This is a genomic window from Clostridium chromiireducens, from assembly GCF_003575225.1.
Taxonomy (GTDB): Bacteria; Bacillota; Clostridia; order Clostridiales; family Clostridiaceae; genus Clostridium; species Clostridium chromiireducens.
Genome location: NZ_QXDJ01000004.1, coordinates 575781 through 602544 on the forward strand (window position 1 = coordinate 575781; position 26764 = coordinate 602544).

Annotated in this window: 35 protein-coding genes; 6 read left to right on the plus strand and 29 right to left on the minus strand. The window is 29.3% G+C overall.

The features are described from left to right. Window positions 1-577 precede the first annotated feature (577 nt). From D2A34_RS18505 to D2A34_RS18515, 3 genes are all read right to left on the minus strand, one after another. A complete protein-coding gene (locus D2A34_RS18505) occupies window positions 578-1228 on the minus strand; it encodes a class I SAM-dependent methyltransferase (RefSeq protein WP_119367538.1) in 651 nt (216 codons plus the stop codon). Window positions 1229-1384: 156 nt separating this feature from the next. After that, window positions 1385-2845 (minus strand): oligosaccharide flippase family protein, encoded by a 1461-nt coding sequence (locus tag D2A34_RS18510; RefSeq protein ID WP_079440703.1) that lies wholly within the window; start codon window positions 2843-2845, stop codon window positions 1385-1387. Between the two features lie 94 nt (window positions 2846-2939). Further along, window positions 2940-3305, minus strand: coding sequence for a hypothetical protein (locus D2A34_RS18515; RefSeq protein WP_079440702.1), 366 nt, complete (start codon window positions 3303-3305; stop codon window positions 2940-2942). A gap of 360 nt (window positions 3306-3665) precedes the next feature. Between D2A34_RS18515 and D2A34_RS18520 the strand changes: the two genes are divergently transcribed. Beyond that, entirely contained in the window at window positions 3666-4259 is a 594-nt protein-coding gene (locus D2A34_RS18520) for a MarR family winged helix-turn-helix transcriptional regulator (RefSeq protein ID WP_079440701.1), read from the plus strand. A gap of 25 nt (window positions 4260-4284) precedes the next feature. Further along, entirely contained in the window at window positions 4285-5469 is a 1185-nt protein-coding gene (locus D2A34_RS18525) for an SLC13 family permease (protein ID WP_079440700.1), read from the plus strand. A 188-nt stretch (window positions 5470-5657) separates the two neighbouring features. Here D2A34_RS18525 and D2A34_RS18530 read toward each other — a convergent pair whose 3' ends face one another. The 23 genes from D2A34_RS18530 to D2A34_RS27310 all read right to left on the minus strand — a co-directional run bounded on the left by D2A34_RS18530 (window position 5658) and on the right by D2A34_RS27310 (window position 22092). Then, the gene (locus D2A34_RS18530) at window positions 5658-6233 is read right to left on the minus strand and encodes a lysozyme inhibitor LprI family protein (RefSeq protein ID WP_243128363.1); all 576 of its coding nucleotides are present in this window, start codon (window positions 6231-6233) and stop codon (window positions 5658-5660) included. Window positions 6234-6386: 153 nt separating this feature from the next. After that, a complete protein-coding gene (locus D2A34_RS18535; protein ID WP_119367539.1) occupies window positions 6387-6878 on the minus strand; it encodes a GNAT family N-acetyltransferase in 492 nt (163 codons plus the stop codon). A 146-nt stretch (window positions 6879-7024) separates the two neighbouring features. Continuing rightward, complete coding sequence (locus tag D2A34_RS18540; RefSeq protein ID WP_182629417.1) at window positions 7025-7189, minus strand: P-loop NTPase family protein; 165 nt, start codon at window positions 7187-7189, stop codon at window positions 7025-7027. Window positions 7190-7216: 27 nt separating this feature from the next. Continuing rightward, complete coding sequence (locus D2A34_RS18545; RefSeq protein WP_079440698.1) at window positions 7217-7732, minus strand: ClbS/DfsB family four-helix bundle protein; 516 nt, start codon at window positions 7730-7732, stop codon at window positions 7217-7219. Between the two features lie 58 nt (window positions 7733-7790). Beyond that, complete coding sequence (locus D2A34_RS18550) at window positions 7791-8246, minus strand: VOC family protein (protein ID WP_079440697.1); 456 nt, start codon at window positions 8244-8246, stop codon at window positions 7791-7793. Window positions 8247-8513: 267 nt separating this feature from the next. After that, window positions 8514-8945 carry an EamA family transporter gene (locus D2A34_RS18555; protein ID WP_079440696.1) on the minus strand — a complete coding sequence of 144 codons (432 nt, stop codon included), beginning with the start codon at window positions 8943-8945 and terminating at the stop codon, window positions 8514-8516. A 289-nt stretch (window positions 8946-9234) separates the two neighbouring features. Beyond that, window positions 9235-10008 carry a class I SAM-dependent methyltransferase gene (locus D2A34_RS18560; protein ID WP_147357748.1) on the minus strand — a complete coding sequence of 258 codons (774 nt, stop codon included), beginning with the start codon at window positions 10006-10008 and terminating at the stop codon, window positions 9235-9237. A gap of 125 nt (window positions 10009-10133) precedes the next feature. Continuing rightward, window positions 10134-11060: a helix-turn-helix domain-containing protein gene (locus D2A34_RS18565; protein WP_182629418.1), complete on the minus strand. Its 927-nt coding sequence runs from the start codon at window positions 11058-11060 to the stop codon at window positions 10134-10136. A gap of 792 nt (window positions 11061-11852) precedes the next feature. Next, a complete protein-coding gene (locus tag D2A34_RS18570; protein ID WP_119367542.1) occupies window positions 11853-12374 on the minus strand; it encodes a cysteine hydrolase family protein in 522 nt (173 codons plus the stop codon). A gap of 130 nt (window positions 12375-12504) precedes the next feature. Beyond that, complete coding sequence (locus D2A34_RS18575) at window positions 12505-13197, minus strand: GNAT family N-acetyltransferase (RefSeq protein WP_119367543.1); 693 nt, start codon at window positions 13195-13197, stop codon at window positions 12505-12507. Continuing rightward, complete coding sequence (locus D2A34_RS18580) at window positions 13187-14125, minus strand: homocysteine S-methyltransferase family protein (protein ID WP_119367544.1); 939 nt, start codon at window positions 14123-14125, stop codon at window positions 13187-13189. Before D2A34_RS18580 ends, D2A34_RS18575 begins: the two co-directional genes overlap by 11 nt. A 155-nt stretch (window positions 14126-14280) precedes the next feature. Continuing rightward, on the minus strand, window positions 14281-14913 hold the full coding sequence (locus D2A34_RS18585) for an HD domain-containing protein (RefSeq protein WP_119367545.1): 633 nt from the start codon (window positions 14911-14913) through the stop codon (window positions 14281-14283). 149 nt (window positions 14914-15062) lie between these two features. After that, window positions 15063-15398, minus strand: a complete 336-nt coding sequence (locus D2A34_RS18590; protein ID WP_119367546.1) for a hypothetical protein — start codon at window positions 15396-15398, stop codon at window positions 15063-15065. A 134-nt stretch (window positions 15399-15532) separates the two neighbouring features. After that, a complete protein-coding gene (locus D2A34_RS18595) occupies window positions 15533-16396 on the minus strand; it encodes a damage-control phosphatase ARMT1 family protein (protein ID WP_119367547.1) in 864 nt (287 codons plus the stop codon). After that, a complete protein-coding gene (locus tag D2A34_RS18600; RefSeq protein ID WP_119367548.1) occupies window positions 16383-16895 on the minus strand; it encodes an isochorismatase family protein in 513 nt (170 codons plus the stop codon). The genes D2A34_RS18595 and D2A34_RS18600 overlap by 14 nt, the downstream gene beginning before the upstream one ends. Before the next feature lie 52 nt (window positions 16896-16947). Then, window positions 16948-17484, minus strand: coding sequence for a GNAT family N-acetyltransferase (locus D2A34_RS18605; protein WP_119367549.1), 537 nt, complete (start codon window positions 17482-17484; stop codon window positions 16948-16950). A gap of 76 nt (window positions 17485-17560) precedes the next feature. Beyond that, window positions 17561-17956, minus strand: coding sequence for a polyketide cyclase (locus tag D2A34_RS18610; RefSeq protein ID WP_119367580.1), 396 nt, complete (start codon window positions 17954-17956; stop codon window positions 17561-17563). A 20-nt stretch (window positions 17957-17976) separates the two neighbouring features. Next, window positions 17977-18240 (minus strand): TfoX/Sxy family protein, encoded by a 264-nt coding sequence (locus D2A34_RS18615; RefSeq protein WP_119367550.1) that lies wholly within the window; start codon window positions 18238-18240, stop codon window positions 17977-17979. Between the two features lie 85 nt (window positions 18241-18325). Beyond that, on the minus strand, window positions 18326-19096 hold the full coding sequence (locus tag D2A34_RS18620; protein WP_119367551.1) for a GNAT family N-acetyltransferase: 771 nt from the start codon (window positions 19094-19096) through the stop codon (window positions 18326-18328). Window positions 19097-19188: 92 nt separating this feature from the next. Then, window positions 19189-20007 carry a CPBP family intramembrane glutamic endopeptidase gene (locus D2A34_RS18625; RefSeq protein WP_119367552.1) on the minus strand — a complete coding sequence of 273 codons (819 nt, stop codon included), beginning with the start codon at window positions 20005-20007 and terminating at the stop codon, window positions 19189-19191. Window positions 20008-20100: 93 nt separating this feature from the next. Continuing rightward, the gene (locus D2A34_RS18630; RefSeq protein WP_119367553.1) at window positions 20101-20769 is read right to left on the minus strand and encodes a 4Fe-4S dicluster domain-containing protein; all 669 of its coding nucleotides are present in this window, start codon (window positions 20767-20769) and stop codon (window positions 20101-20103) included. Window positions 20770-21114: 345 nt separating this feature from the next. Beyond that, a complete protein-coding gene (locus D2A34_RS27305; RefSeq protein ID WP_243128364.1) occupies window positions 21115-21408 on the minus strand; it encodes a hypothetical protein in 294 nt (97 codons plus the stop codon). Between the two features lie 162 nt (window positions 21409-21570). Further along, window positions 21571-22092 carry an MFS transporter gene (locus tag D2A34_RS27310; RefSeq protein ID WP_341467263.1) on the minus strand — a complete coding sequence of 174 codons (522 nt, stop codon included), beginning with the start codon at window positions 22090-22092 and terminating at the stop codon, window positions 21571-21573. Window positions 22093-22502: 410 nt separating this feature from the next. Here D2A34_RS27310 and D2A34_RS18640 point away from each other — a divergent pair, with 410 nt between their 5' ends. Further along, a complete protein-coding gene (locus D2A34_RS18640) occupies window positions 22503-22934 on the plus strand; it encodes a MurR/RpiR family transcriptional regulator (protein ID WP_243128366.1) in 432 nt (143 codons plus the stop codon). 140 nt (window positions 22935-23074) lie between these two features. Here the strand turns inward: D2A34_RS18640 and D2A34_RS18645 are convergent, their stop codons facing one another. The 3 genes from D2A34_RS18645 to D2A34_RS18650 all read right to left on the minus strand — a co-directional run bounded on the left by D2A34_RS18645 (window position 23075) and on the right by D2A34_RS18650 (window position 25103). Then, the gene (locus D2A34_RS18645) at window positions 23075-23986 is read right to left on the minus strand and encodes a GNAT family N-acetyltransferase (protein WP_119367554.1); all 912 of its coding nucleotides are present in this window, start codon (window positions 23984-23986) and stop codon (window positions 23075-23077) included. A 64-nt stretch (window positions 23987-24050) separates the two neighbouring features. Further along, window positions 24051-24203: a hypothetical protein gene (locus tag D2A34_RS26865; RefSeq protein ID WP_182629419.1), complete on the minus strand. Its 153-nt coding sequence runs from the start codon at window positions 24201-24203 to the stop codon at window positions 24051-24053. A 24-nt stretch (window positions 24204-24227) separates the two neighbouring features. Next, the gene (locus D2A34_RS18650; RefSeq protein ID WP_119367555.1) at window positions 24228-25103 is read right to left on the minus strand and encodes an AraC family transcriptional regulator; all 876 of its coding nucleotides are present in this window, start codon (window positions 25101-25103) and stop codon (window positions 24228-24230) included. A gap of 552 nt (window positions 25104-25655) precedes the next feature. Here D2A34_RS18650 and D2A34_RS18660 point away from each other — a divergent pair. From D2A34_RS18660 to D2A34_RS26490, 3 genes are read left to right on the plus strand one after another with little or no spacing between them, the layout of a single operon-like run. Further along, window positions 25656-25916 (plus strand): NAD(P)-dependent oxidoreductase, encoded by a 261-nt coding sequence (locus D2A34_RS18660; protein WP_119367556.1) that lies wholly within the window; start codon window positions 25656-25658, stop codon window positions 25914-25916. 5 nt (window positions 25917-25921) lie between these two features. Then, entirely contained in the window at window positions 25922-26257 is a 336-nt protein-coding gene (locus tag D2A34_RS27690) for a Rossmann-fold NAD(P)-binding domain-containing protein (RefSeq protein ID WP_119367557.1), read from the plus strand. Further along, entirely contained in the window at window positions 26166-26405 is a 240-nt protein-coding gene (locus D2A34_RS26490; protein WP_182629424.1) for a hypothetical protein, read from the plus strand. The genes D2A34_RS27690 and D2A34_RS26490 overlap by 92 nt, the downstream gene beginning before the upstream one ends. The last annotated feature ends 359 nt before the right edge of the window (window positions 26406-26764 follow it).

The window sequence follows — 26764 nt, forward strand, 5'->3', positions numbered from 1 at the left end:
TTACAGTTTTTGCCTTCGGCGACGGAGGTCTTTTGTCATACACAAAATCAAATGATAAATTGTAAAATTAAACATTTTTACTTAATAGTGTAGATTGATTTTTACTTCTATTTTTTCATAGTTTACTTTACACTATCGCTGTAACTTCTTTCATCTTCTACTACAATATACAAAGAAGTAATATTATATAGGTCCCATTTTATTCAAGTTAAGAGAATATTTTTTATTACTTGCTAATTCAATCATATATAGTAAAAATCCCATTTTTTAATGCATAATTATCCTTTTGTGTATTTTTATTTAAATATGCCACTATATTGACACAATTGCATATTATAATAAACATATAAAGTTAATAAAACCTTTTTTTCATAATTATTTCCCTTAAATATAAATAGTAAAGAGTAACATTCATATTCCCCTATGAATGTTACTCTTTATTCATTATAAATATCTTTATAACTGAAATCACTCATTCCTTTATCTTTCTAGATTCACTCTATTATTAGTTCTTTATTATTAATAATTTAGCCTCCTAGTTTAAAATAATTGAAAATAAAAAAGCCCATGAAAAATATTATTTCTTAGCAATAACTATTGTGCTATTTCCAACTCTAAAGTTCATTTTCACAGTTTTGAAACCAGCTTTAGATAACATCATAATTTGATTGTCAATTGTGCAAGGTGTATCATAATGATAAAATTCCCCATCAGGGACACCTTGCTCTTTTCGTATTCTCTTATTTTCCCTATAATAAAAATTTTCCTCTTCCTGGCTCTCAACCATATAGTCACATTCAATATAGCATCCATGAGTTTTTAATGAGTTAAAAATCTTTGAGTATAGTTTAATCTTATCTTCATGAGAAAAATGATGCATGGTTTGAAATGATATTGCTGCATCGTATTTACAAGTGCCGAAATCATAATCAAAATAATTTGCATTTATTAATGACAAATTCTTATCAGGATGCTTGTGTTTTAATTTATCCAACATTGCTTGAGTTAGATCAATGCCAGTAACATGGATAAATGGCATACTTTTAAATATTTCATCAAGTTCCAAGCCAGTGCCACATCCTAAATCTAATATTTCATCAGCATCTTTTGGCAGCAATTCTGCCATTTTAACATATCCCTCTTTGCATCCTTCTACTTTGTTAAGCATGTGTTCATCATATCCATCTACACGAGTAGTAAAAAAATCACTCATTTGTTCTATTCCCATTTTTCTCTCTCCTTTAAATGATATTATGCCTTAAATTTTTAACCTTAAGATTAATATAGTATAAATATAGCACATTAACATTTAATTCCAAACCTTAACTTCTATTCTGAATTAATTTTTCTCCTTTAATCATTTGCATTGGAATACTTGAGTTTATTAAAATAAAGCTTTCAATTTTATAACTACCCTATTATATATTTCAAAAAACACGACATCTTTAGTTATAAGCAGTATTGCTAGATACAACAAACCACAAATTATTATATCTAACCCACAAGAAACAACCATGCTAGATATAAAATGATTGATTACAAACGTTATTGGAATAAATAATAACGAATAATAAAAATACTTTATATTTTCAAAAGAAAATATATGTATATCTAATTTTATTTGTCTTTTAACAACTCTATACTCTAGCAATATGACTATTATATTTGAAATCATAGTTGCAATAATTGAATTTGTTGCTGTGAACATATTAACACCCACAAGTAGTGCATTTAATGCTACATTGCACACTCCACCTATGAAGAATATCTTAATATCTTCTTTTTCTTTTTTGTTCAGATATATTATTTGATTAGAAATAATTCCTTGAACACCAATGGTTAACATATATATTGAAAATCCCATCATCAAAGGAAACCATGGAACATAAGTCGAACCGACTCTTCCAAATATCCACATAGCTTGCTTTGATACGCAGAATAATCCTATAGAAGCAGGAAATAAAAATAGAAAATATATTTTAACCACTCTATTTAGTAATGAAAGATAATTTTCTTTTGAGTTATTCCCAAGATTATTTGAAAGTCTTGGCATTGTAACTTGAATTATTGTAAGCATTAAAGCATTTATTATATATATTGTTTTTTGCGCTATGGCATAAGCTGAAAGATCCTCATTAGAACCGAATTTGCCTATTACCAGCCTATCAAACATAGTATATAAAAGTCCTGTGTTAGAAAGTATTACAACTGCAAACATGGGCTTTATATATTGCTTAAGACTAAGATTCGAAAAATCAAACTTTATTCTTTTCTTTATGTAATAATAACTTAATAAGTTATTTACAAGATTCGCTGCTCCACTTAAATATAAATAAAATAGAAAATTATCTTCTCCTTTTACAGCCCATATTATTATTATTGAAGTTACTATCCTAACTATCATAGTTTTAATAGCAATAAAATCATAATTTTCTAAAGCTTCATTAATCCACTCTACATAAAAGAGGTTAAACACTATATTAAATCCTATAATCACACATGTATAAAAAGCTGGATTATTTCTATAAAATCTCAATAAAAAAATCATATATACAACTGATACTATAATTGTCGTGAATGTAGTTATAACAAATAAGCTGGTGAAGGTCTGCCTAAGCTTCTTCTCATCATCTCTAACCTTACTTATTTCTCTTAATCCATATTGATAAACCCCAAAACTTGCAAAAGCTAAAAATATTGTGTTAAATGTTTCGCCTTTTGCAATGTAAGAATAAGTTGATATAAATGCATTAGTTACAACTGGTGTTACTATTATTGGTAAGATAATGTTAAACAAGTTAAGTATTGCCTTGAAAACAGCATTTTTTGAAATAGATTTAGACATTATCTGCCTCCTATAACCTTAATAAATAATATTTGTAATCTTTTGTTATTATACGCCGATTATAGCATATATTATAATTGCTACATTACTTAAATTAACCTATTTCATTAATTTTATCTGTTATTAATGTTTTTGATATATACATTGTACTTATTAAGTTCTTAAAACGGTTATAATTAGATGTACCCTCATCAAATTTCTGCTGTGCTTTTTCACATTTGCTGATAATTGAAGATACGGGACGCAGTGCCTCTATCAATTCTTCTTTTGTATATTGTCCCATAACATTTTCATCTGTTATTAATGACTTGGAAATATATAATGCTTTTATCCTATTCTTAAGGAGTGTGTGCGAAGATGTACCTTCCGTAAATTTTAGCTGCGATTTTTCACATTTAGTAATAGTTGAAGATACAACTCGCAGTGCTTCTGCCAATTCTTCTCTTGTATATTTGTCCATAGCATTTCACCTCAAATTCATATAATTTATCTTCCGGTTAATTATATCATATCTTACAAATATTATATTATTCGATTTTCAAAGAACATATTTTTTATCCACTAGGTATACATTTCATTGCACTGTATCATACTAATAGTCTTTTAGTCAGTATATTTTTATGACATTTCCTTGATTAATATTTATTGAATTAATATTTAAGCAACTGGTACGAAATTTGTGAACTGTTTGATTTATGTTATAAATAGAATAACAACAAAAATTAGTTAGGTACCTTGAAATATTTCTTGACTTGCTCACAAAATCAGTTTATATTATAAATATAGTTAGGTACCTTATTATATTCAAAGGAGGATTCAAATGAACAATAACATTATTGATGAAAAGAATGAAAAAAATGAAATGGATGAAGAAATAATTATCTCATCTGATGAATTATTAATTGCACTAAACAAATTTATAAATATGTACCAAAGAAGTTCGTATAAAACACGAGCTCATTATACACCTTATCGTGGTCAGGTTCGACTTTTAAATATTATAGCTCAAAACGATGGATTTAACCAAAAAGAACTCACTAAAATATTGGATGTAAGATCAGCAACATTGTCAGAGCTACTAGATAAATTGGAACGTTCCAATCTTATTAAAAGAACAAAAGATGAAGTGGATAAACGTAAAATGCGTGTATTTTTAACTCCTGATGGTTTAGAGTTTTTAAAAAAATATGAGAATCAGAATGATTCTACAGAACAAGTATTTGAAAACCTATCAAAAGAAGAAAAATACTCATTTTATAATACAATCAAAAAACTTTGTACTCATTTTGAAGCACAGGCGATTCTTGAAGATTATGATTTAAGTGAACCATTACCGCCTCATATGAGAGAACACATTCCACCTCATGAAAGAGATGGGCATCATCCAAAGCCTCCATTGCACCACCATAAATAATTTAATCAGAGAAGGTGACCCTATTATGAGAACTATGTCAAATGTTTTGAATGGATTTAAAATATTTTTTTTAAATAAGAACTGTGAATTTTTGATTGAAATACTATCAAAAATAAGAGCAACCTTGGAAAATGATTCTTTTTTATCCATTTCCCTATTTGCTGCCATTGCAACTTCATTTATTAACACTCCAAGTTGGGGATACTTGGATTTCAAGGTGATTATTTGCCTGTTTGAATTAATGATTGTTGTGAAGGCTTTTGAGGAATATTCCTTAATTAATCATATATCATTATTGATTTTAAATAAGTGTAAAAATGAAAGAATTTTACTTCAGGTTTTGTGTTTGTTTGCTTTCATCTCATCCATGTTTTTAACTAATGATGTAGCGCTGATTGCAATTACTCCAATCTTAATTAACATTTCAAGAAAATGCAACTATAATATTATTTTACCTACTATTCTTATAACTATTTCCTCAAACCTTGGAAGCTGCGCAACACCAATTGGTAATCCTCAAAACCTATATATTTTTTCTCATTATCAATTAAATGTTGAAAACTTTTTTTCTTATTCATTGCCAATTTGTATTGTAAGTTTATTTTTACTGCTTTGCATCACTTTCTTTACTAATCCTAAAAAAATTACATTTATTATGAATGATACCTCAATACTTGAAAAAAAGAAAATAATCATATATTCAGCATTATTTATTTTACTGCTACTTAATGTTCTTGGTGCTATATCTTATTTCATAACATTACCTATTTTAATATTAGTGACACTTGCTTTAAATAAAAGCCTATTCAGAAAACTTGACTACGGATTACTAATTACTTTTGTTTGTTTTTTCATTTCAGTAGGCAATATATCTAACATTGCTATAATACGTAATTTTCTAACATTTTTAACCAATACATCAACAGATATTTATTTGTCTGCATTGCTATTAAGCCAAATAATAAGTAATGTACCAGGCAGTATTTTACTTGCTCCTTTTGCATCCAATTGGAAGGCATTATTTTATGGAGTAACTATTGGCGGACTTGGAACTCCTATTGCTTCACTGGCAAGTATTATTTCTTACAAGATTTTTATCCTTGAATATCCTTCTAAAAAGAAAGAATATCTATTGAAGTTTATTTTATTAAACTTTTTTTGTCTATCAATTATAGGATTGATTTTTTATATCTATATTCAATTAAATTAGTTTGAGCATAACTACAATATGCTTTAAAATAAACTGTAATATCTAGTCTATTGCGACCATGTTTTGATGCAGGTACAACAGACACACATGTTAAAATAGGCCATATGATAGATATAAATTACTCTATGTGGCCTTTTACTCACCACTATTTTGTGGTCAGTACTTCATTGTTATATAATATTTCAATCCTATTTCATATACTTCTCCACCAATACGTAGCACCTTTCTTTTGTTGAATTTGCCAAAGATCCCTGAAATAAAACTTTCTCCATAGTGCCACCAGCCATCTCTTCGGCATCTTTTTTAGCTTTAGCATCTCTATCTTTTATCCACTGAAGCTCCTCATTTTGCAACTTTTTCATATCACTTGCAGGTAACTGTGATTTTAGAACGCCATATATTTCATTTAGTGCATCATCCCATTGTTTATGTTCTTTACACGCTTCTTGGTACATATCATTAGTTGTTGCATTAGCATCATTAGACCCTTTGAATCCTAGTTCAATATTATCTAGTTTAGCTTTATATTCCTGTTTTTTACTCTCTTGATTAGTATTATTACTTTTATCATTAGAATTCACTTTATTGTTATCACTAGACTTCTCATTATCATTTGAAGTGGTTTTCTCCTTAGAATTCACTTCATTATTTGCTGCAGTTGTTGTCTCCATTTGTTGTTTATTTACGCTTTCTTTAGTAGTATTGTCACAACCAACTAACCCAAATACTATAGCTAAAAGAAAGATTATTATAGATTTTTTCAATTTTAATTCCTCCAAATATAAGTAATTACTAAAACTTTTTCTTTGCTAAATTGTTAATAAGATATCCATTTCCAAAACCAATATCTAGTACTCTATCTTCCTTAGAACAATTTAAATTCTCCATGACAATTATCGTAATATAAATATGCCTCACTACATTTTTTTATATTTATACATAATCGTCGAACCATCATTTTCATTAAATTCTGGCGGGTATGTTCTATATTCATAACCAAGCTTATGATAAAATTTATGGGAACTTTTAGAAGATGGAATTTCAATTAAATTGCTTTCAAAACACCATTCATCTAACTCAAGATAATGCACAAGTTCTCTGCCAACGCCTTTTCCTATATAATCTGGATTAACGAATATAGCCGTAAAATAACTTTGTTTTTCTTGACTATAATCCCTGCTTACTCCTCCGCAAGCAATAATCTTGTCATCATACAAAACTTCATAATAATGCCTTGTTTCAATAATGTTTTTAAGCCAATTAGTTGTAAAGGAATCTAAATATCTTTTAAATTCACTCTCGTTATAATCGATGTAATTAACTTCGTTCATACACCTATGTATGATTTCTAACATAATGTCAATATTTCTTATATCAGCTCTTTTATATGATAATCTGCTTAATTCCATACTTAATCTCCTCAAAAAAACTCACCACAATAATTTGTTATTAAAACCGATAATAGCATCTAAAATCAATATCATATTATTTAATTACTATATTAATAATCTATTATTTTGAATCTATGTCACAATAATTAATTGAAATTTACTATTCACTCTAAAACATCCTTATAGATTTTATCTACTATTTCATTTAAGCTTAATTCTTTCTGCAGACATACTTCAGGAATAATATCTAATAAATCTTTTCCATTCCACCATTCTTTCATTTCTTTTTCTCCAAACTCATTTTGCTCAATTACTATTTTAAAGCTCATCTTTAAACTGAATTTATATTCAAAAATTTATATTTGTTGTAACTTCTTCCACTTTCGTATTTTTGTTCTGAATGTTTTGAATGGCGCAACAGTATTAATGTGAATCCACTTCCATATTGGCCAGTTAGAAGGAGTTGATGAAGACCACTTTCTTCCTCCTTGCTCAAATAACTCGTCATCTGTATAACTATGGATTAATTCAACAATTTGCTGCTCAGCTCTTGTAAACATAGTGCATAACTCTTTGAGAGTATAACCTTTATATTTTTCGTAAAAACTTTCATATAAGCCACCAAGATTATTCCACTTATAGTCTGGAGTTGGGGTGATAACAACATGTCCTTGCTGTTCTTGCTTTTCCCAATCAAGAATAAGATCCATCCACCCTAACTGATAAGCAATCATTTGAGCGGGGGTTCTGTCAACTCCACCAATTAATCTATCTTTATCTTTTTCATCAATTTCATTAAATTCTTCAACAAATTGTTTTGCACGATTTGAAATTTCTGAAATCAATTCTTCTCTATCTTGATATTCCGCCACTTTTACACCCTTCTTTCAAATTACTATTTATGCTATTCAATCTTATAGGCTGACATCTTCACACATTAAATTCATCTTCTTTTTCTATATATTCACCTGTAATCTCTATCGTATTACCATCTGGATCTTCAACTTGGAAATAATAATATGGCATTACATTATTAACAAATTTAATCTTAGTCACTAAATTGCTAATATTTAGATTTATTATTCTTTCGCGCTCTTTTTCTAAATCTTCAACCCAAAAATTTAATACAAACTTATTAGTGTTTTTTGAATCTGCTATAGCAACAAGATTATCAAATTTTTCAACATATTCTCCCTTATGTATTGTTAATTCCGGATTTTGATTATCAAAATATCCGTTCATTATGGATATATTATGCCCCTCAAATTCAAACTGGGCAAAACGCTCCATATTCATTGAAGTAACTTTCATCTCTAATAATTTTTCATAAAACTCTATAGACTTAATAAAATCTTTAACTATTAAATAAATTGAACCTAAATGCATTTTTCTCCTCCATAACAAGTTAATTATTTTTCTGAACCTTATACGTCCCCTTCGTAAATTTAAAATCTATTCCTAGTCACTTTCCTACTGCAAATCAATTATAGCATATATTGTAAATGCATCACTATCCATTTCTACAGACCTATAATCTAATTTATTTTTTAAATCTATCCAAAAAAAATCACAAATTCAATCTCTTGAATAATGTGATTTTCATCTTTATTCTTTATTTTATTAAACCTAAGATTTTGCTTTTTTAATAAGACTCTAATCCAAATTAATAAAAGTCAATCCTATTATACAACACACAATCCCTATTATCTGATACATTCCAATGTGTTCCTTGTAAAATAAAATACCTACAATAATTAATAATATAGATATTGAAATACTTGCTACTAATGAACCTCTGCTTATATCCCAACCTGCTCGGTACATATAAATATATCCTACTTCCACTCCTACAATTGCTAATCCAAGAACGTAACTGGTCCAATTAACTTTATGTATATCCATTAAAATTCTGCTCGGCTTAGATGTTAAACAATACATTGCTATAGCAATAACCGTGCTTGCTAAATAAGTAATTGCTAGTGATAAGAATGAGTTTGCATCTTTTGGTATATTCTTAGTTGTAATATGATAAACAATGTTCGATACAATAACTATAATAATTGGTACAATATAATTTAATGACATAAATTATTTCCTCCATTATAGTGTTTAATAGCTATTAAATTATTTTCTTTTTGCATATAAATCCTCCTTAAAAAAGAAAGCGCTTAAACATCACGCTTTCAAAGGCCTGCGGCGTGAAATTTAAACGCTTATTATTTTCTTTATCCGGCGACAAAGAAATTAACATTCTATATCTGTTTTTATGTTATTATAACACTTTCATAAATAATTTTAAAGTCTCCCTAGCAAATTCATAAGAATATCAATATTCATTAAACTGTATTCAAATACTCATCTTGAGTCAATATCTCTACATTTTTTTAGCAAGATATAAGTCCACTGTATCATTAATAATTACTTCATTTCCTAACTCTTCGATTACTGTTCTAATAGAATTAAACAGTTGTGATTTCAATGATTTTTCTAAAGCTAAATGGTCTGAATAAGTATTTAGCAATTCTATATATTGAACTCCAGTCATTTTCCTGGAATTATGATATAGCTTAAACTCTATATTCTTAAAACCATATTCCTCTATCTTATCTACTATCCTTGAATATTTAGATTTATTATCTTCACTATTAATTACCTTATCGATCCACTCTGGTAAAAGCTTCTTATAAATAGATTGAATCTTTTGATGTACTGGACTATCCTTATCATTTGCAGATGGCCTATTCCAGAATAAAGCAATGGTGCCTTCATTCTTTATTATCCTATATGCCTTTTTATATCCAATTTCATCTGGTATCCAATGGAACGCAGTAGCAGAATATAACATATCAAATTTATTAGCATCACAATCGTAATCTTCAAAGGCAGACTTAACAACCTCCAGATTACTATAATCCTTAAATTTTTCTCTGGTATATGAAGAAAGATTTTCGCCTAATTCAACTGCAGTCACCTTACATTTCATTTTTAAGAAAGGCTCTGTAGCTTGACCTGTTCCGCACCCAACTTCTATGATTGATTTATCACTAGTGATTTCTGAATATTTCATTATATCTTTAAATATTTCTGTTCCGTAATTTGGACGCCTCTTTTCATAATTTAAAACTGCGTCATCAAATAAGTATTTCATATCCACGTTATCATCCCATCTCCCTTGCCATCAATGAATATTTCAAGTACATAAAAATTCTTATTGCCTTGTCCAGTTTTCATAGGTATTCAATATATGCTGAAATAGGTGATGTACCAGCAATATTAAATATATTTGAGCGATAAGTCATTTAATTCAGCTATAACTTTTTCATTATTCAGCCTTGCTGCTATAGGTGAAAATACATCTAACGTTTCTTTTGCCTTTTCCTTCCAACGCGTTTTATCTATAAACTCAATTGTTCTCATATTATGAATCCTATCAGCTATCATAACCATTACTACATCTTCATCACTCATGGATTCATTTATATTACTTCTCTTTAAATACACTATAATTTCTACAATTCTTTTTGAAAATTCACTTATGACTTTATTAATATGAGTACTTGACTTTTCTAAAATAATATCATGCAGTAAACCTGCTATGACAGCCTCTTCGCTCGCTCCCATTTCTGATAGAATAATAGCTACATTAGCCGAATGAGTTACATAGTCATCACCCGAGTATCTTTTTTCCCCCTCATGCTCTACACATGCAAATTCATATGCTTTCTCTATTCTTTCTTGGTTATATTCAAGCATATTTTCTTTTATTGTCGTCCTTAATACCTCAAATAACTCTTCTTTAGTTGCATGAATATTTGTGCTTCTCATAAATACATGTCTCATATTATAATTACCTCCTAAACAATCAATTTGGAAACGAAACGCTCTTAAAAGTGCGGGAGAAAATCCAAATTTATTTTTAAATGCCTTAGTAAAACCGCTATGGGATTGATAGCCATATTCAAGCGCTACATCAATTATTTTCTTTCCATTGATAATTTCATCTGAAGCCTTAATTAATCTGCGCTCTTTAACATATTCCATAATTGATAATCCCATTTGCTTTTTAAATATTCTTGAGAAATAATACAGTGAATATCCAGCTTTATTTGCAATATCTTCGGCAGTTATAGACTCACTAATATTATTTTCAATATATTTAAGGCAGTTAAATACGATGGTCTTGTATTCCAAATCTTTCACCTTCTTTATTCCGCTTGGTAATTATAATATATATTTTTTTCAATTCAATTTCTTTTCCATTCTTGCTATTAAAAGCAATACGAATTGAATATTTCTCTTTCACATTACACATAATATTTATGTAATAATTTTTTAATGTGTTTGATTTTAATCCTCTTGTAAGTTCCTCCTGCAGGAACTTATTTTTTTAGTATCAAGAATCACCTAAATAATGGTAACTATTCAAATTAATTATAGCATAAATTGTAAATGCAAAGTTTTAATTTCCAATAAAGAGTTATTACTCACCACAATTTTGTGGTCAGTGATTTATTTCCAGGGAAATCTGCATAGTATATAACATTTTATAATTACAAAAAAAAATCGCAAATTCAATCCCTTGAATAATGCGACATAATTATGTAATATAAAATACTTTACAACCACCAGTTTAATAAAAGTCTAATAAAACCATAAAGAGTATAAGGAACTATTATTAGAAATACTGTAAGAAGATATTAAATTGATTATTTATGTGTTTTAATACATCTTCCCACATATTCCCAGTTATTGCTTTATAACATACATCTTTAAAACTATTGTAGTTAAGACTTAAATATTTCCCTTACTTTTTGTGTCCATTTATATAATAATACTTACTATCTTGCTTCTGAGAATTTATATAGCAATAGTCTATGTGACGTACTTTTTCTATTTTAAAGTTACAAAACAAACTTAAAATATCATCAAGATCAGCATAAAAATGGGCTACTCCTTTTTCTGGGCCATCTTCTTCATTTATATTGGATGAAACTATTTCATTCTTTTAATTGTTTCATCCAATGAAATACATTCTGCATATCTTCTATTCCACATAAATTCATTATGATATTTATAACTATTTTCTGCTGACATAAATTTATTATCAACTGTTGTATTTGCATATGCTGGCACTATAATATTAAATCCATGTTCAAATCCACATTTTATGGTAGCATCAATACAATAATCTGTTTGAAGTCCTACAATGATTACATCTTTTTCACCTTTGTTTGTTAAGTATTCCAACAAGCCTGTCCCTTTAAAAGAACTATTAACATTCTTATCAAATATTTTTTCTTCATTAATTGGTTGAAATTCTTCATATATTTCAAAACCATCAGTTCCTTTTGTTAATTCACTTCCTGCTCCATCATCATGACGTACATATATTACTTCAATGTTATTTTCCCTAGCCTTATTTATTAATTCTTTAACATTAGATACAAACGTATCAAATTTATATAATTTTTCATTTGTTATTAACTTTTGTGTATCAACTACTAATAAAACCATTTTAATCATCCTTTCAAATTACTATTTATAATACTTAATATTAAATTAAAATTCACCTCATATCCACTGTGTAAACACAGTTTTGTCATTTTGATTATCACCTCTTCGTTCAGTTGCATAATTAAACTTACTAAAACAACCAATACAATTTGTCTTTTGATATTTTAAATCCGAGTTTCTTTTGCAAAGCTATTGATTTTTTATTTTCTATTTCAACTTGTGTAAATGGCACTAAACCATCTTCAAGTGTTTTGTTTATCATATAACTTTCAAGTATTGTTCCATACCCTAAACGTCTATATTCAGGAAAAATTTCTAATAGTCCTATGCTTCCTTCCAAATGATTTCCTATAAATCCTATCAGTACATGATTCTTATATCCTCCAAATAAACTTCCATTCTTTAAAAGCATTTCAATTTCATTATTAGATAATTTATTATAATGTTTTAATATAACTTCTATTTGATTCGGTTCTAACTGCCTTATTTCTAATTCTTCTTTTGTATGAATTTTAGTTTTATCCATATACGCAGCTTGAACACATTCAAGTTTTTCAGTTAACCCAAATCTATTTGATATATAATCAATCATATATTTTTGATGCGCAACAATTAGGCTACATTTCAATATGCTATTTATTAGCTCTTGTCCTTTTTCAAAATTATCTACAGATATCATATACGCATTACTTTGTTCTTCTTTCATTAATACTCCATCTATTTCAGCATACAATATTTCTGCAGTATCTCTACGTATTGGCTCAATCATTCCCATATGTAACAATGGATCTTTTATTAAATATTCAAGTGCTCTAGACTTCATCTTTTTCACCCTTTAACCTTTTTGCTATTTCTTCCATGTGAGTATTGTCAGTACCACAACAGCCTCCTAAAATTTTAGGAATAAAATAATTATATAAATCCATCATATCATTAGCAAGACTAACACTATCAGAAATTTTCAAGTCAATTGCATTATCTAATTCCTCTGGTGATAAAGGTGAAGAGTTTGCTTGTATTCCATGAAATCTTTCTTTAACTAATCTTGTTTTATTGAAAGAATATGATAGAGACTTTTTTAAAATGATTGGATGAACACAGTTTACCATATAGCAAATTGGTTTTTGTATAGTAGCATTATCTATACTCAAAATTGCATCATTAATAGTAGTTCCATCTATTAGTTTCCCATCATCCCTAATCATAAAACTAATTATATATGGCAATTCTGCTGTTTCCATAGCCTTTGCCATACCAATAGCCTCAGATAGCTCAGGCATGATACCTGCAAACAAAAAATCTACTCCTGCTTCTTTAAATAACTTTACCTGCCATAAATGAAACTCCTGCGCTTCATCTACTGATACAATATCAGTTCCCTTGTACGCATCCCCCTTGCATCCCATTAAGCCACCTACAAACATATTTACCTTTGCATTACTTTTTATTTTTTGCAGAAACCTAACATTATCTTCTATTATTCTTTCAGTAAATTCAGATTGTAGGACACGATCCTTATTAGCTCTTCTTGTAGGAGTTGTTGCGATAAATGGTAACTTATATTTTTCAGCAATTTTTAGATATTCTTGAAAAATGCTATGCAAGGCTTGTCTTGAATCAGCATTATAAATTAAACCAGCCATCGCAACATTATCATCAAACATAATATTAAATTCTCTTTTTAATCTCTCTCCTAATGCACCTTCCATTATAATAGTTGAAGACTTATTAAAGCAAGTTTCAAAGTTCATATATACTCCTTTTTATATCTGAGTTGCAAATTAGAAATTGCGAATATCATAACTTTTATAAATACATAGACATTCCTCAGGTTGCGTAAAACATGATTTATAGTTAGGTTAAAATTGAATCCACTTAGGCTTCTTTAATATCCCATCCTTTAGACTCATGAGATTGCTGACGGTTTCCATAATGGTGCATCCTTAAATGTGGTTTCTTTTATATTGGGAAGTACATCATAGATAGAACAACCCATTTGTTTTTCAAAATATTCTTTCATTTCAAAAGTCTCATTCCAGCGTTCAACAGTAAATGGGAATGTCCCATATCTCCTTGTTGTATTAACAAAACGCTTTTCTAGCATACAAAAACCTTGAGCATCAGCCAGTGAATCGCAAACAATCAACAATTTATCATAATCATCATAAGTTATGTTTTTTAAATAGTGTCTAACAAATTTGCTTTCTTCATCACTCATATCATTTCTACCTATTTCTTTATCAAAATCAGGAACTGGAAATGAATGAGTTAAACAAATTCGCCCCACTTCGTCCCAACCTCTTTCCATAGCAAAATTATATCCATCACTACTATGTCTCCTTGCACTTACCCCATATTTTCTACCTATATCATGAAGAATTCCTAACACATATGCTTTTTGGGGATTAAGATTACTACATCTTTCTGCAATCATTTGAGCCGCTAGTCCTACATTTATAGAATGTTCTGTCCATGGTCCCGGATTTAATTGTCCCGCTATCTTTAATTCCTCTTCTGCTATTTCTTTATTTGGAAACATTTCATTTTCCTCCAACACATAAAAATATTAATAAATCACTATGTTTTAATAACTCATTATATATACTATTCCTGCATTTTCTTCTGCTGATTTCTTAAATAATTTTGCTATATCATCAATCAGTTTTATATCATAATCATTGAATTCATCTACAAAAATCCCAAAGTTATTTTTTTCATAATAACATTTACTACTTGCTCAACATTTAAACTATTCGTATTGATTTTTTCACCATTAATGTCCCTTTCAAATGCTCGTAAACATCTATCACTCTGCTGCTTGGCCCATGAATTTTCACATTCACCTCTGCTGATTAATCTATGCTTTATATTTTCTTTGTCAGCATTAAGAATAAAATGATAAACCTCAACGTCATTTTCAATTAATTGCCCTATTATTTGATTATAGTAATTTATATCAGTAATAGTCATAGGAATAATTAAAACTCCATTATAATTATCATGCATATATTGTACTTTTCCCACTTCCGAAAGCTCCATTTATCCATATTATCATTTTCTACCTCACAAAATTTAAACTGCTCTACAAATTACAATTTATAATGCTCAACCTTAAACTGGAATTTGTTATTTATGTATATAACCGTTGAATTGCTTCTTTAAACTTTGTTTTTCATACAAATCATTTTCTTTTCTGGAGCACCAATATCATTTGCGATTACATCACATTTGGTCATTAACAGGAAATAGATTTTTTTCTTTTCTTCACTCAAACATTCATAGTTCGCTTGTCCTTTAGCAATTACTACATCAGCCTTTTCATATACTTCTTTGAACTCAAGACTTGTCCGATTTAAAACAGTCCCAAGAGAACCATCCCCATTATCTATAACCTCTGCATATTCATCTATTCCTACTGCATATGCGTCTTCAGCTATAGAATCATTTACAACTGGTTTACCTCGTACTCCAAAGAATATTTTGACATTAGGATTCAGTTCTTTTATTTTTTTTAAAAGAATCTTGTCCATGCAGATTTCTCCACAATTATCGCCTAAGTATAATAATATCTTAGAATTTAATATATCTTCCGTTAGCGCCTTAGAATCATCTATTGTTAATTCTAACTGTTCCATTTTTTCGAAATAATCAAAAATATCCTCTAATAATGTATTGTGAATAGGATTGAAATCTATGATATTACCAACAATGGCATATCTTACTGCTAATTGAAACGAATTTTCAGCTTGCTCAATCTTCCTCTCAAATTCGGGTAACAGTTTCAAAAACAATTTATTATAGTAATTTCTAGTTTCTTTATATGGGTCTGGATTATTAGTATGCTTTTTTATCATGCTAAAAATTTCTCCAATAATTTCTGGTATAGTTATCTCAAAATCCATTTTACTGAGGTAAGTAAAAGCTTCCCTTAATAACTCTTCCTTATTGTCAACACCTGTAATATTGGCCACTTGAATAACTTGATTTACAACACATGGCAAGCATTTATCATGTATTTTCATAATTACACCTCTTTACGTTTAAATGATTTGTAGTGAATATTACTCCCATTTCCTTTAATTTCTTTTTTATCTTTTTGAACTTACCATAATTCCCAATACCAATAAGCGATTCATTAAATAAAATCTTATATTGCTTAGTTATTCCATCAAGGGCTGACGATCCTACACAATAATTGCCATCTACACCTACCAGCTCAAGTTCACTTGCATTTATCTCTTGTAAGTATTCCAATAATCGTTTATTAGAAAAACAACTTGCTTTTCTTTTTTCAAACACGTTATTAGATATGACAGAAAGCCCATCAACTAGCCTTTTGGGCTTTCTTCTAATTTCCCAAAAGAATCTATTTACAATATAAATCACTGATTCATTAGGATATTCCGAAATCCTTTCATTTATAGAATCTATCAGTTCTTTAGCATTATATGGATACATTCTTGTATTCCTAGAATCCCCTACATAGTCTTCCTGCATATCTATAACTAATAAACATTTCATTAAAGCACCTCATCAAATTACTATTTATTATCCTTAATCTTAAAATTAGAATTTATCTGTCAGAATAATCATCTTCATATGGGTTTAATATTGCATATACATAGGTGTCCCAATATATAGGTTGTCCATTCGTATCTTTATGAAAAGAAACGTTTTTTCTAAAATGCGCTTCACGCTTCATTCCAATCCTTTCCATCAATCTCCATGAATGTGTGTTTTGAGGAGCGCATTCTGCATAAATTCGATGAACACCTTGATTAAACATATATTCTATAACTGCTTTGCTAGCTTCACTTCCATAGCCATTATGCTGATAGTTCTCATTCAATACATATCCAAGTTCTCTTGTATTAAAACTCCTCTTTCCTAGATAAATATTCCCAATAACCTTACGTTCTTTTTTTAACTCTATTGCATAAAATTCATCGCTTTGTGCTCTAAATTCAACCTCTTCTTTTGCTTTCTGACAAGTGAAATCTGGATATGCCTCAAATTCAGCATTAACTCGCTGCAGCATATATTCACATAAATCATTTTCGTCCCTCAACTCAAAATCACGGATAATCAAATTATTTGTCTCAATTTTCATTTCCATATTCTCCTTTAGCAGTGGAACCTGCTTTTTATATTAATATTTACAACGCTCGACTTTAAATTAAAATTTGTTATTCTCCTAATGCTTTTTTTAAATCTTTAATATATATTTCCTGTTGCTTTTTCAAATAAAATTTAACAAATAAATTCATAATAGGATTCTTTACTTGAACTTCTTCTGCAAACTCTATTCTTGTCCCAGTTTCATTTTGAGAAAATACACCTTTCCAATGTCCACTCATATTTTTATTTTTCATATCAAATTCATACTGCTTATAAGGCTTTTTTAATGTTATAGTAAAATCTGTTTTGAATCCATTCTTAGCATATTCAGAAAAATTATTATCAGAAGATACAATTATTTGTGATAAATCACTTCTCCATGAACAGTTATTATTGACAGTTACTACATCCCATACCTTTTCTACACTACTTTCAAATGTTGCTATAACAGTTGATCTTTTCATTTTTGAATTTCCTTTCAATTTTACTCTTTACCTTTATGCCAATTATAAAAGTCTTTTAGATTTGCTTTACGTTCCTGTGGCAACTCTGTTTTCTTAATACCTTGAATCGCACCTTCTAGTGCTAGCAATCTATGAATACATGCTGAAGCATCAATCTCTTGTATTTTGAGCCACGCCTGTTCTGCACCAATATCTTTTAATTCATCGTAAGTAAATATACCTACATTATTTAACTGTCTTTCAACTTCTTTTCCGATGTTAGGTAGTTTTGATAATTCTCCCATAATGAAACTTCCTTTCAAATTACTGCTTATAATTTTCCCCTTAAATTTAACAACACAAACAAACTACATTAAATTCTCATATAACTTAATAATCTATGATTTCATACGCTTCATACTCTTTATCAAAATGATATCCAAGTTTTTCGGCTAAAACCACAGAGACCTTGTTTTGTGCATCCCAACTTGGATATAAATCTTTGTTCAAGCACTCTAAAATTAGTTTGGCACCACATGCTAATGCCAAACCTTTTCTTCGATAATCCTTCCTAGTATCAATTTCTATTTCTATTCCTTCATTGTACACAGTATATGAAGATGCTCCAGCAACAACAATTCCATCTTTCATTACTACAGCTCCGATGCCTCGTTTACTATAATCCTCGTAATCATTAAACTGTGAGCATAAATCTTTCGACCATGAATTACTCATAACCTGATTAAAAATATGCTTATCTATCATCTGAATACTAAATGGTTTCTTTATATCTTCTACAATTTTTCTTAGCTTCTCAATATCGAATACATCACGTTCTTTCTTAATTGCATAACGATACACTTTTGTTGCTCTTTCTTTATATGTTTGCTCAATCAGCTTACTCCACTCATTATTTTGTGGAATCATAATTATAAAATTTGATTTATAATCATCAGGCTTATTCAATACGAGTTCTTTTTTAGCCTCACCTGCAAAAAAACAAAAGTCTCCTATTACTATTTGAGCTGATTTAGGATTACTAATACTATCTGCATATGCTCTTCCCATACAGCCTTGCATGCATGACCAAATTAATGTTTCCTGCCAACCTTCAAATAATTTTTCTAAACATTCTGTATCACGAATTTCATAAACACTCATATTGATTCTCTCCATTTCATCTTATATAAATGATTTATATTTCATTATCTCAAAAAATTACTATTTATAATCTTATCAAGTTTAATATAGCTTTATCTTAGTGTAACTTTTTCCTCAATCACCGTCTCTCTCGAATGCACTTTAAAAAAACCTCCAGAGATTACAGCATATACAATTGAAATAACAATATAGAACCAAATATCTGCAATTATAAAATTGTATAAAAAGTTAAAGCAGAAGTGTATCCAAATCGCATAGAATAAATTGTTACTTTTCTTTAATACTACATTCATAATTATTACTAATGAAGTCATTACTACTAAATTAGAAATGATATAAATAATTAAACTCATCCCTGTAAAATCACTATCTACAAACCAAAGTACCGCATGCCAGAATGCCCAAATAGCTCCTAAAATAAATGAACCTTTTACAAATCCAAAACGTTCCTCTAATTCTAAGCGGAGATATCCTCTCCAGCCAGACTCTTCTCCCGTTGGTCCGGATAAAATTGACAGTAAAAATGATAATGGCAGGGAATACATGCCAAGACTAAAGAAAGAATTAAAACTTTTTTGTTCAATAATTGATAAAATGAATACAGATAACAAAGTCCCGCCAATAACTGAACATGCACTTAAAATCAACAAATTTATCTTTATCTTGCCACCAAATGCTTCTCGATAGAATTCTTTTACCTTCATGTCCGTTCTCAATTTTTTAAACATTAGTAATAGTGCAAATGTTGGTGACCATGCACACAAATTTGCCAACCATCGCATTGTTAGCCCAGATGCATGAAATACCATTGAAGCGGTTCCGCAGATTCCAAGCACCATTATCCAAAATAGCAGGTATGCAAAAATTACATACTTCCACATTATATCTAACCCCTCATTTGTTTTTTTCATCGATTTTCCCCCTATATATTTAAAATCATTAATAAATTACTATTTACAATACTAAAACTTAATATGGAACTTACAGTATAATTACGTATTAAATTACTTTGATATAGTAATTTTTTCTGGAGTTTCACCTATAGGGCAAACACGAGCGCATTCTTCACACTTAGGTGTATAACTTCCTTGTATTCCAAACTCCTCATCTATTTTATTTTGATATTGGCTACATTCAACACCTAACAATGTATCATCCTTAATTACCTTTGCTGGACATGAAGTTTTACAAATTCCACAATGATAGCAAACCTCCTTACATTCTGGCAACTTATCTGATATTTCTCCATCTGAAACTATTACTCTTAAATGCGTCCAAGCTCCCCATTCTTTATGAAGGAACAGAAAGTTATCTCCCATTTTTCCGAGTCCAGTTTTATTAGCTAAGTCTTTAAATCTTATTCCACTTCTCCCTGGATAAGGTATAATGACACTATTATGCCCATTATCTTTTATTACTGATGTGATCTTTTCACATTGTGCTTTTAAGTGTAAATCTGCTGCGCAAGTAACGTTATTTCGTTCGGCTTCAAATGGAAACCATGCCCACTCTATGGAATGTTTAATATGGTGCGCTAATACAATAACTGATATGCATTCTGGCAGTAAATCCCGTAATGCTTGTCTTTCACTTTCAGAACACATGGAAATAGAAAAAGAATCTATTTCACAGCAACTTGGAAGTTTTTCTTTAAGATAACTTAGTTTTATCACTTGCCCCAATCCCCTCTGCCTAAATTACTATTATAGATCAATTATAGCATATTTTGTAAACACACATTGCAAAATTTCTAAAGGATTCTCTAATATAATGCGTACCTATAACATCATTAAATTTACAACTTATTATATTTTCTTAACCCTAAATATAATAGTATGGTTATCAATATTTTAAATAAAAAAATATCACAAATCTATTCTTTGTTATGAATAGTGTGATATTCTAATCTAATATTAAATTTTTAGATATAATAATAACATCTATAAGCAACTCTAGAAATTGGAATTTGTCTACATGCATTTTATATTTATTAAAGAAATTAACTATTTTTCCACTTTTCATATATTGGTGTTTTTACGGAATATAAGACATGTCAAAACTCCAACAATACCAAGAATAAAAAATAAAAATGCCGCACCTGATCCTTTTCCAGTTCCGAATACTGTTGCTAAGAACCCTCCTAGTGGTTGCAATAACATAAATGGTCCAAATACTTTGTCAACTAATATTCCACCAGAAAAATACCCAATTGGAATTGTAAAAAATTGCAACGTATTCCTTACAGAATAAACTCTCCCCTGTATATCTATTGGGATATAATTCCTTAATAGTACATCCATATTGGTACTCATAATAGGAATGGCAATCCAGCCCAAAACTGCTCCAACACACCATACTGGAACTGTTTTCCCAAGGCCAGAAAAAAGTTTTCAGTACTCATTGAAAGCAATAAAGCATTACAAATCACGCGGACACGACTTTTAGGAACTGGTAATATAGATGCACAATACTGCCTACAAGCATAGCAGTTCCTGTGACAGTATGCCAAGTGCAACCTGGACATCTCCAGCTCTTGATAAAATCATAGCTGGAAAAGTTGCATTGAATACAGACGCAGTAAAATTGATTGCAGCTAAAAACAAGATCAAATCTAAAATTCCACGGTTATGCTTTAAAAAGTGCAATCCACTTTTTACTGACCATAACATGGATTCTTTCTTTATATTTTTATTTTCCATTTTTGGTATTTTCACAAAACATAACAACGAAATAAAAGCAACTCCAAATGTTAATAAATCAAATGTAATAATCACCTGCATATTAGTTATGGTCAACAATGCTGTTGCAATAACTGGTGTCATTATATTTATTAAAGAATTGGAAAACGAACGCATTCCACTTACCTTCTGGTAATGCTTTTTTGATGTAATAATACTAATTGTTACATCTGCAGCTGGTTGCTGAATTGTATTCATTAATCCATTCAATGCATTTAGGCAGTAAATATTCCATATTTCCAACTTATTTGTTTCCAATAAGATTAATACTGTAAATGAAGAGGATGGAATTGCTTATATACTAAATGAATACATAGAGTAAATATGATATTTTGAGCAGCCCTGCACCATAAAAGTGAAGTTATGTTTTCAGAAATGAATTTCATGGCTTCCTTATTTTATATAAATTAATTGTAGAAATATAGTAAGTAAACTCAAATAAAATATTATTTAATATGCATAAGATTAACTATCGAAGTAAGTATAATTAACAAATAAGTACAAAGCTGTGGTTATATTCTGAACTAAAATAGTATAGCTATGGGCACTTCAAATAATCAGCAGCCTATTATGTTAAATATATTAAATAATAGTATGAAAGGAAAAGTGTAATGCATTTAATTATATATTCATTATACACGGTGATCTTTGTGAATATTTTTAGCAAATTGAATAAATTGACTAACTTAACTGAAAATGAAAAGACATTAGTTACCTATATGCAGGATAATCCTAAGGTTTTTGTAAAAATGAGTGCTCTTGAAATTAGTGAAGCTTGTTTTATTTCAACTTCAACTATTTATAGGCTGTGCCAGAAATTAGATTTATCAGGATTATCAGAATTAAAGGTACAGGTATCTACGTCTATTAATGAGTATTTAAAAGAAAATAATTCAATAGATTATAATTATCCCTTTAATCAAAATGAAACGCAAAACCAAATTGTCTCCAATATGAAGGAATTATATGAACAAACACTGGTTTCTTCATATAATTTAATAAATCTTGAACAATTAAGATTGGTTTCTAATATTTTAAAGGAATCACAACATATTGATTTTTATACCTATGCTGGAAATATTTATTTAATATTTATTTAAAGAAACCTAAAAGACCCACAATAATCTAAATGATATGCTCACTTTATAGTAGACAGTTAAAATAATAAAACTGTTTCTATGACTAGTCATATCAAGATAGATTTTCGTGGGGTTCACCATATCAGTAATAAATAAAATCTTTATACATCATACCCAAATTCAATATTTACAAAATACATTCTATACCCTAAAGACTTGTATAAATTTATAGCTGGCTTATTGTCTCCATCAGTACATAGAGTTGCCATGGTTTTACCATTCTTCTTAAGGTAATTTAAAGCTTCTGTGATAAAAGCTTTTGCCACGCCTTTTCTTCTCCACTCAGGTAAGACAAATATATTTTCAGTAGCACTTCTTTCTTCTGTTATTAAATAAATCATGACACCGCCTAAAAATTCATCCTCCTCTGAGAAAGCACCAAAGGTAGCCCATTCTGGTGAATACCTCATCCAGCTTACTGTATCAAAGTTCCATGCAGCTCCTTCATTACATTTTGCATCAGTTTCAACATAGCGCTTTACATCGAACTCAGTTTCCATCTTCCAATTCACAATTCTAAACTCAGAACTGGAATCACATGGCTTAATTTCCTCCGTTAAGTCACGTTTCATCACTAATGAATTTCTATATGCAATGAAGCCTTTTGAAATAAAAAGGTCCATTTCCTTATTATTATCAGCAGAAATATATTTTATCACTCGTATCTTTTTTCCTGGATAATCTTTTTTTATTTCCTTTGCTCTAGCCAATATAACATCCATTAGCGAAGTGCGTAAATTCTTATAAGCTTCATATAATGGATTTATCCTTATATTCACACATAATCTATAAATATAATCCTGATTTTGAGAATTCTCCTCTATAGGAGTCCAGGATATATGAGGTTCTAAATCAGCCACACCTAAAATTTCATTTTCTGAATTTACTGCACAAAAAATATTAGCTGGCTTAAAATCCCCCTTATAACGATATGACAGTTCTGCAACTTTATCAAAGCTTCCAATTTTATCAGCATCATCACTGCAATAATTTCTTATTGTATAATCCTTCATGTTATTGCCTTTTCCTCCTTGCCATTAAATTATCTTCACCATAGATTTTTATATAAATATTACATTATTTATTTCCACATACCTTACATACCTTTATTGTTCCATCTTCAGAGAGTTTGTCCCAAAGTAGCTTTACACCAGTTCTTTTGCAAACAGGACATATTCCTCTCCAATTAGGGATTTTTTTTATATTATTACCTCTTTTAGTTTTTGCCATTGTGCCACCTCCTTCTAGACATAATTATTCTTTTCTTTTTATAGGAATCCATACTTCACATATGTACTTATCATATGCGTCCCCATCCCAATAATATTTTTCCAAGCAAGGACCTTCTACTTGCTCAAAACCTGATGAAGGAAACCATTCTGAATATATACGTTTCCATACATTTTGAATATAGATATTATCATCTATTGAACTTTTACCTTCAAAGACAGCCCAGGTACATGGTTGTATGTCCAAAATTTTATACTCTTTAGGTACACCTGTTTCTGGAACTTCCCATCCCATCATATACCTTCTACTTCCATCTTCTTTGAAATCATAATGAATTCCGTGGAGCATATGTCTTTCATTATATCCTAGAAATTTTGTAATCTTACGGTGGGTTCCATCCTCCCAAATTTTATCGCAAAATTCTGGTATTTCTTTGAACAAAACATTATCTACCGTAGATGTTAAAAAATCTACTCCAAAAACCTTAAATGAATCCTTTTCAACTATTCTATAATTCAATTCACACTCACCTTTAATTGATATTTCAAATGATAGCTTTGGAAATGCTTTAAGTCTTACATCACCCTTCTTTATTTTTGAAGGCGTTACTCCATGCATTCTTTGAAAAGCTTTTGTAAAAGCATCTATACTTTCATAGCCATATTTTATAGCTACATCGGTTACCCTTACATCTTTAGACGTTAATTCTTCTGCAGCAAGAGTTAGTCTTCTATTTCGGATATATTCCCCTAAAGTAAATCCAGTTAATGCATGGAACATTCTTTGAAAATGGTATCGTGATACAAAGGCTACCTTTGCTATTTCATCTATCTCTATTTGAGAATCTAAACTGTCTTCAATATAATCAAGTGTTTTGTTAAGACTTTTAATTATTTCCAAATTTCTAACCTCCAAGTAAGTATATATAAAAATATAATTTTATTCTCGACTTTTTGTGCTTTAGTATGTCCATTCTGAAATGGCGCTAAAATTATATTAATTATAACATTTTTTGTAAATGAATTATATGTACTAACAATAGTGGGCTTTTACTTGAATAATTTTGTAGTTGAATAAGTGTATTGAATAAAAATATTTAAAGGAGAGAACCTAATCCAACTCTATGTGAACTTAGTTCTCTCCTCTTACTTATGAATAAATATAAGTTAAATCTAATTAAATATTATTTTGACATTTTTTCATATTCAATTGCCCATTTCTCTAAAGCTTCCAACACCGGTAAAAATTTTACGCCCAAATCTCAAAGTACCTTGGCTCAAAAAAACACAATAACCATGGTCCACTTTCCACGTACTATCTTTTGCGCGCTAGCTACAGGACAATTTTCTATATTATCATCTTCATAATTTCTTTCCATATTCCACTCCATTACAATAATTATTATACATTGTATTATTCCAATGTAAAGCAAATTCAGTTGGAGGTAATTATATGAAAGTTATAATATTCGGTACATCAGGAGGTATCGGCAAATTTGCCGTACAACATGCTCTTGAAAAAGGTTATGAAGTAAAAGCATTCCTTCGTAATCCATCAAAATTGACAATAAAACATAAAACTCTAACAATTGTACAAGGTGAAATTAATAATTATAATTATATAAAAAATGCTATGTTCGATTGTAATGCTGTTATTTGGTGCGTTGGTATCCCTATGAAAAAATATGAACATATGGTCATAAGAACCTTTTAAAATCTATGAATGAATGTGGTATTAATCGTCTCATTGATTGGGCTACTCCTAGTGTTCGTTTTAAAAATGATAAAAAGTCCTTTATCACTGTTGTTCCTAGATTCTTAGGAGGAATCTTATATCCACTGGCTAAAAAAGAAATTATTTATATCGCTGATATAATTACCGAATCTAATCTAAACTGGACGATTGTTCGCTTCATGGCTCCAAAAGACACACCATTTACTGGCAACGTTAAAGTAGGATTCGGTGACACAAAGCAGTATTACTGGAGTAGATACCAAAGGAGCTGGCTATATTGGTCCAATGATCGGAATTATGTTTTCTCTTCTTGGTCCTAAAAAATTGTTTAGTATGACTGCACAAGGTCAATATGATGCTGTTAAAAAATATGAATCTTGGGTTAAACAATTCCTTTCATTGGAAAAGTTAATTAGGGAAGAAAAACAGCATGGTGATACTTTTAGTGAGCTTTCAAGAAAACCATAATTATATCAAATATCTTTATAAAAAACCAGAGCACACTTATGAAATGTAGTGAGCTCTGATTTTGGCATATCTATCATTACATCTTTATCCACAGAAATTTTCTACTTATCCTCCAAAAACAACCAATAAACAAATTTTAATTTTAGATCACATAACTTTTTCCGTGTTTGTAGTAATTAGGCTATTATTTCTTTCATAAATCTCCTCAACAAATTATGGTTTCTTTTGTTACTTCTAAAGTTGTACTCATCTACAAATTATAATTTATCTTTTAGTTAATTATAGCATATTTTGTAATATTACATTCTTCAATTTAAAGAGAACGATTTTTATCAATTACTATACAAAATCTGCATTCT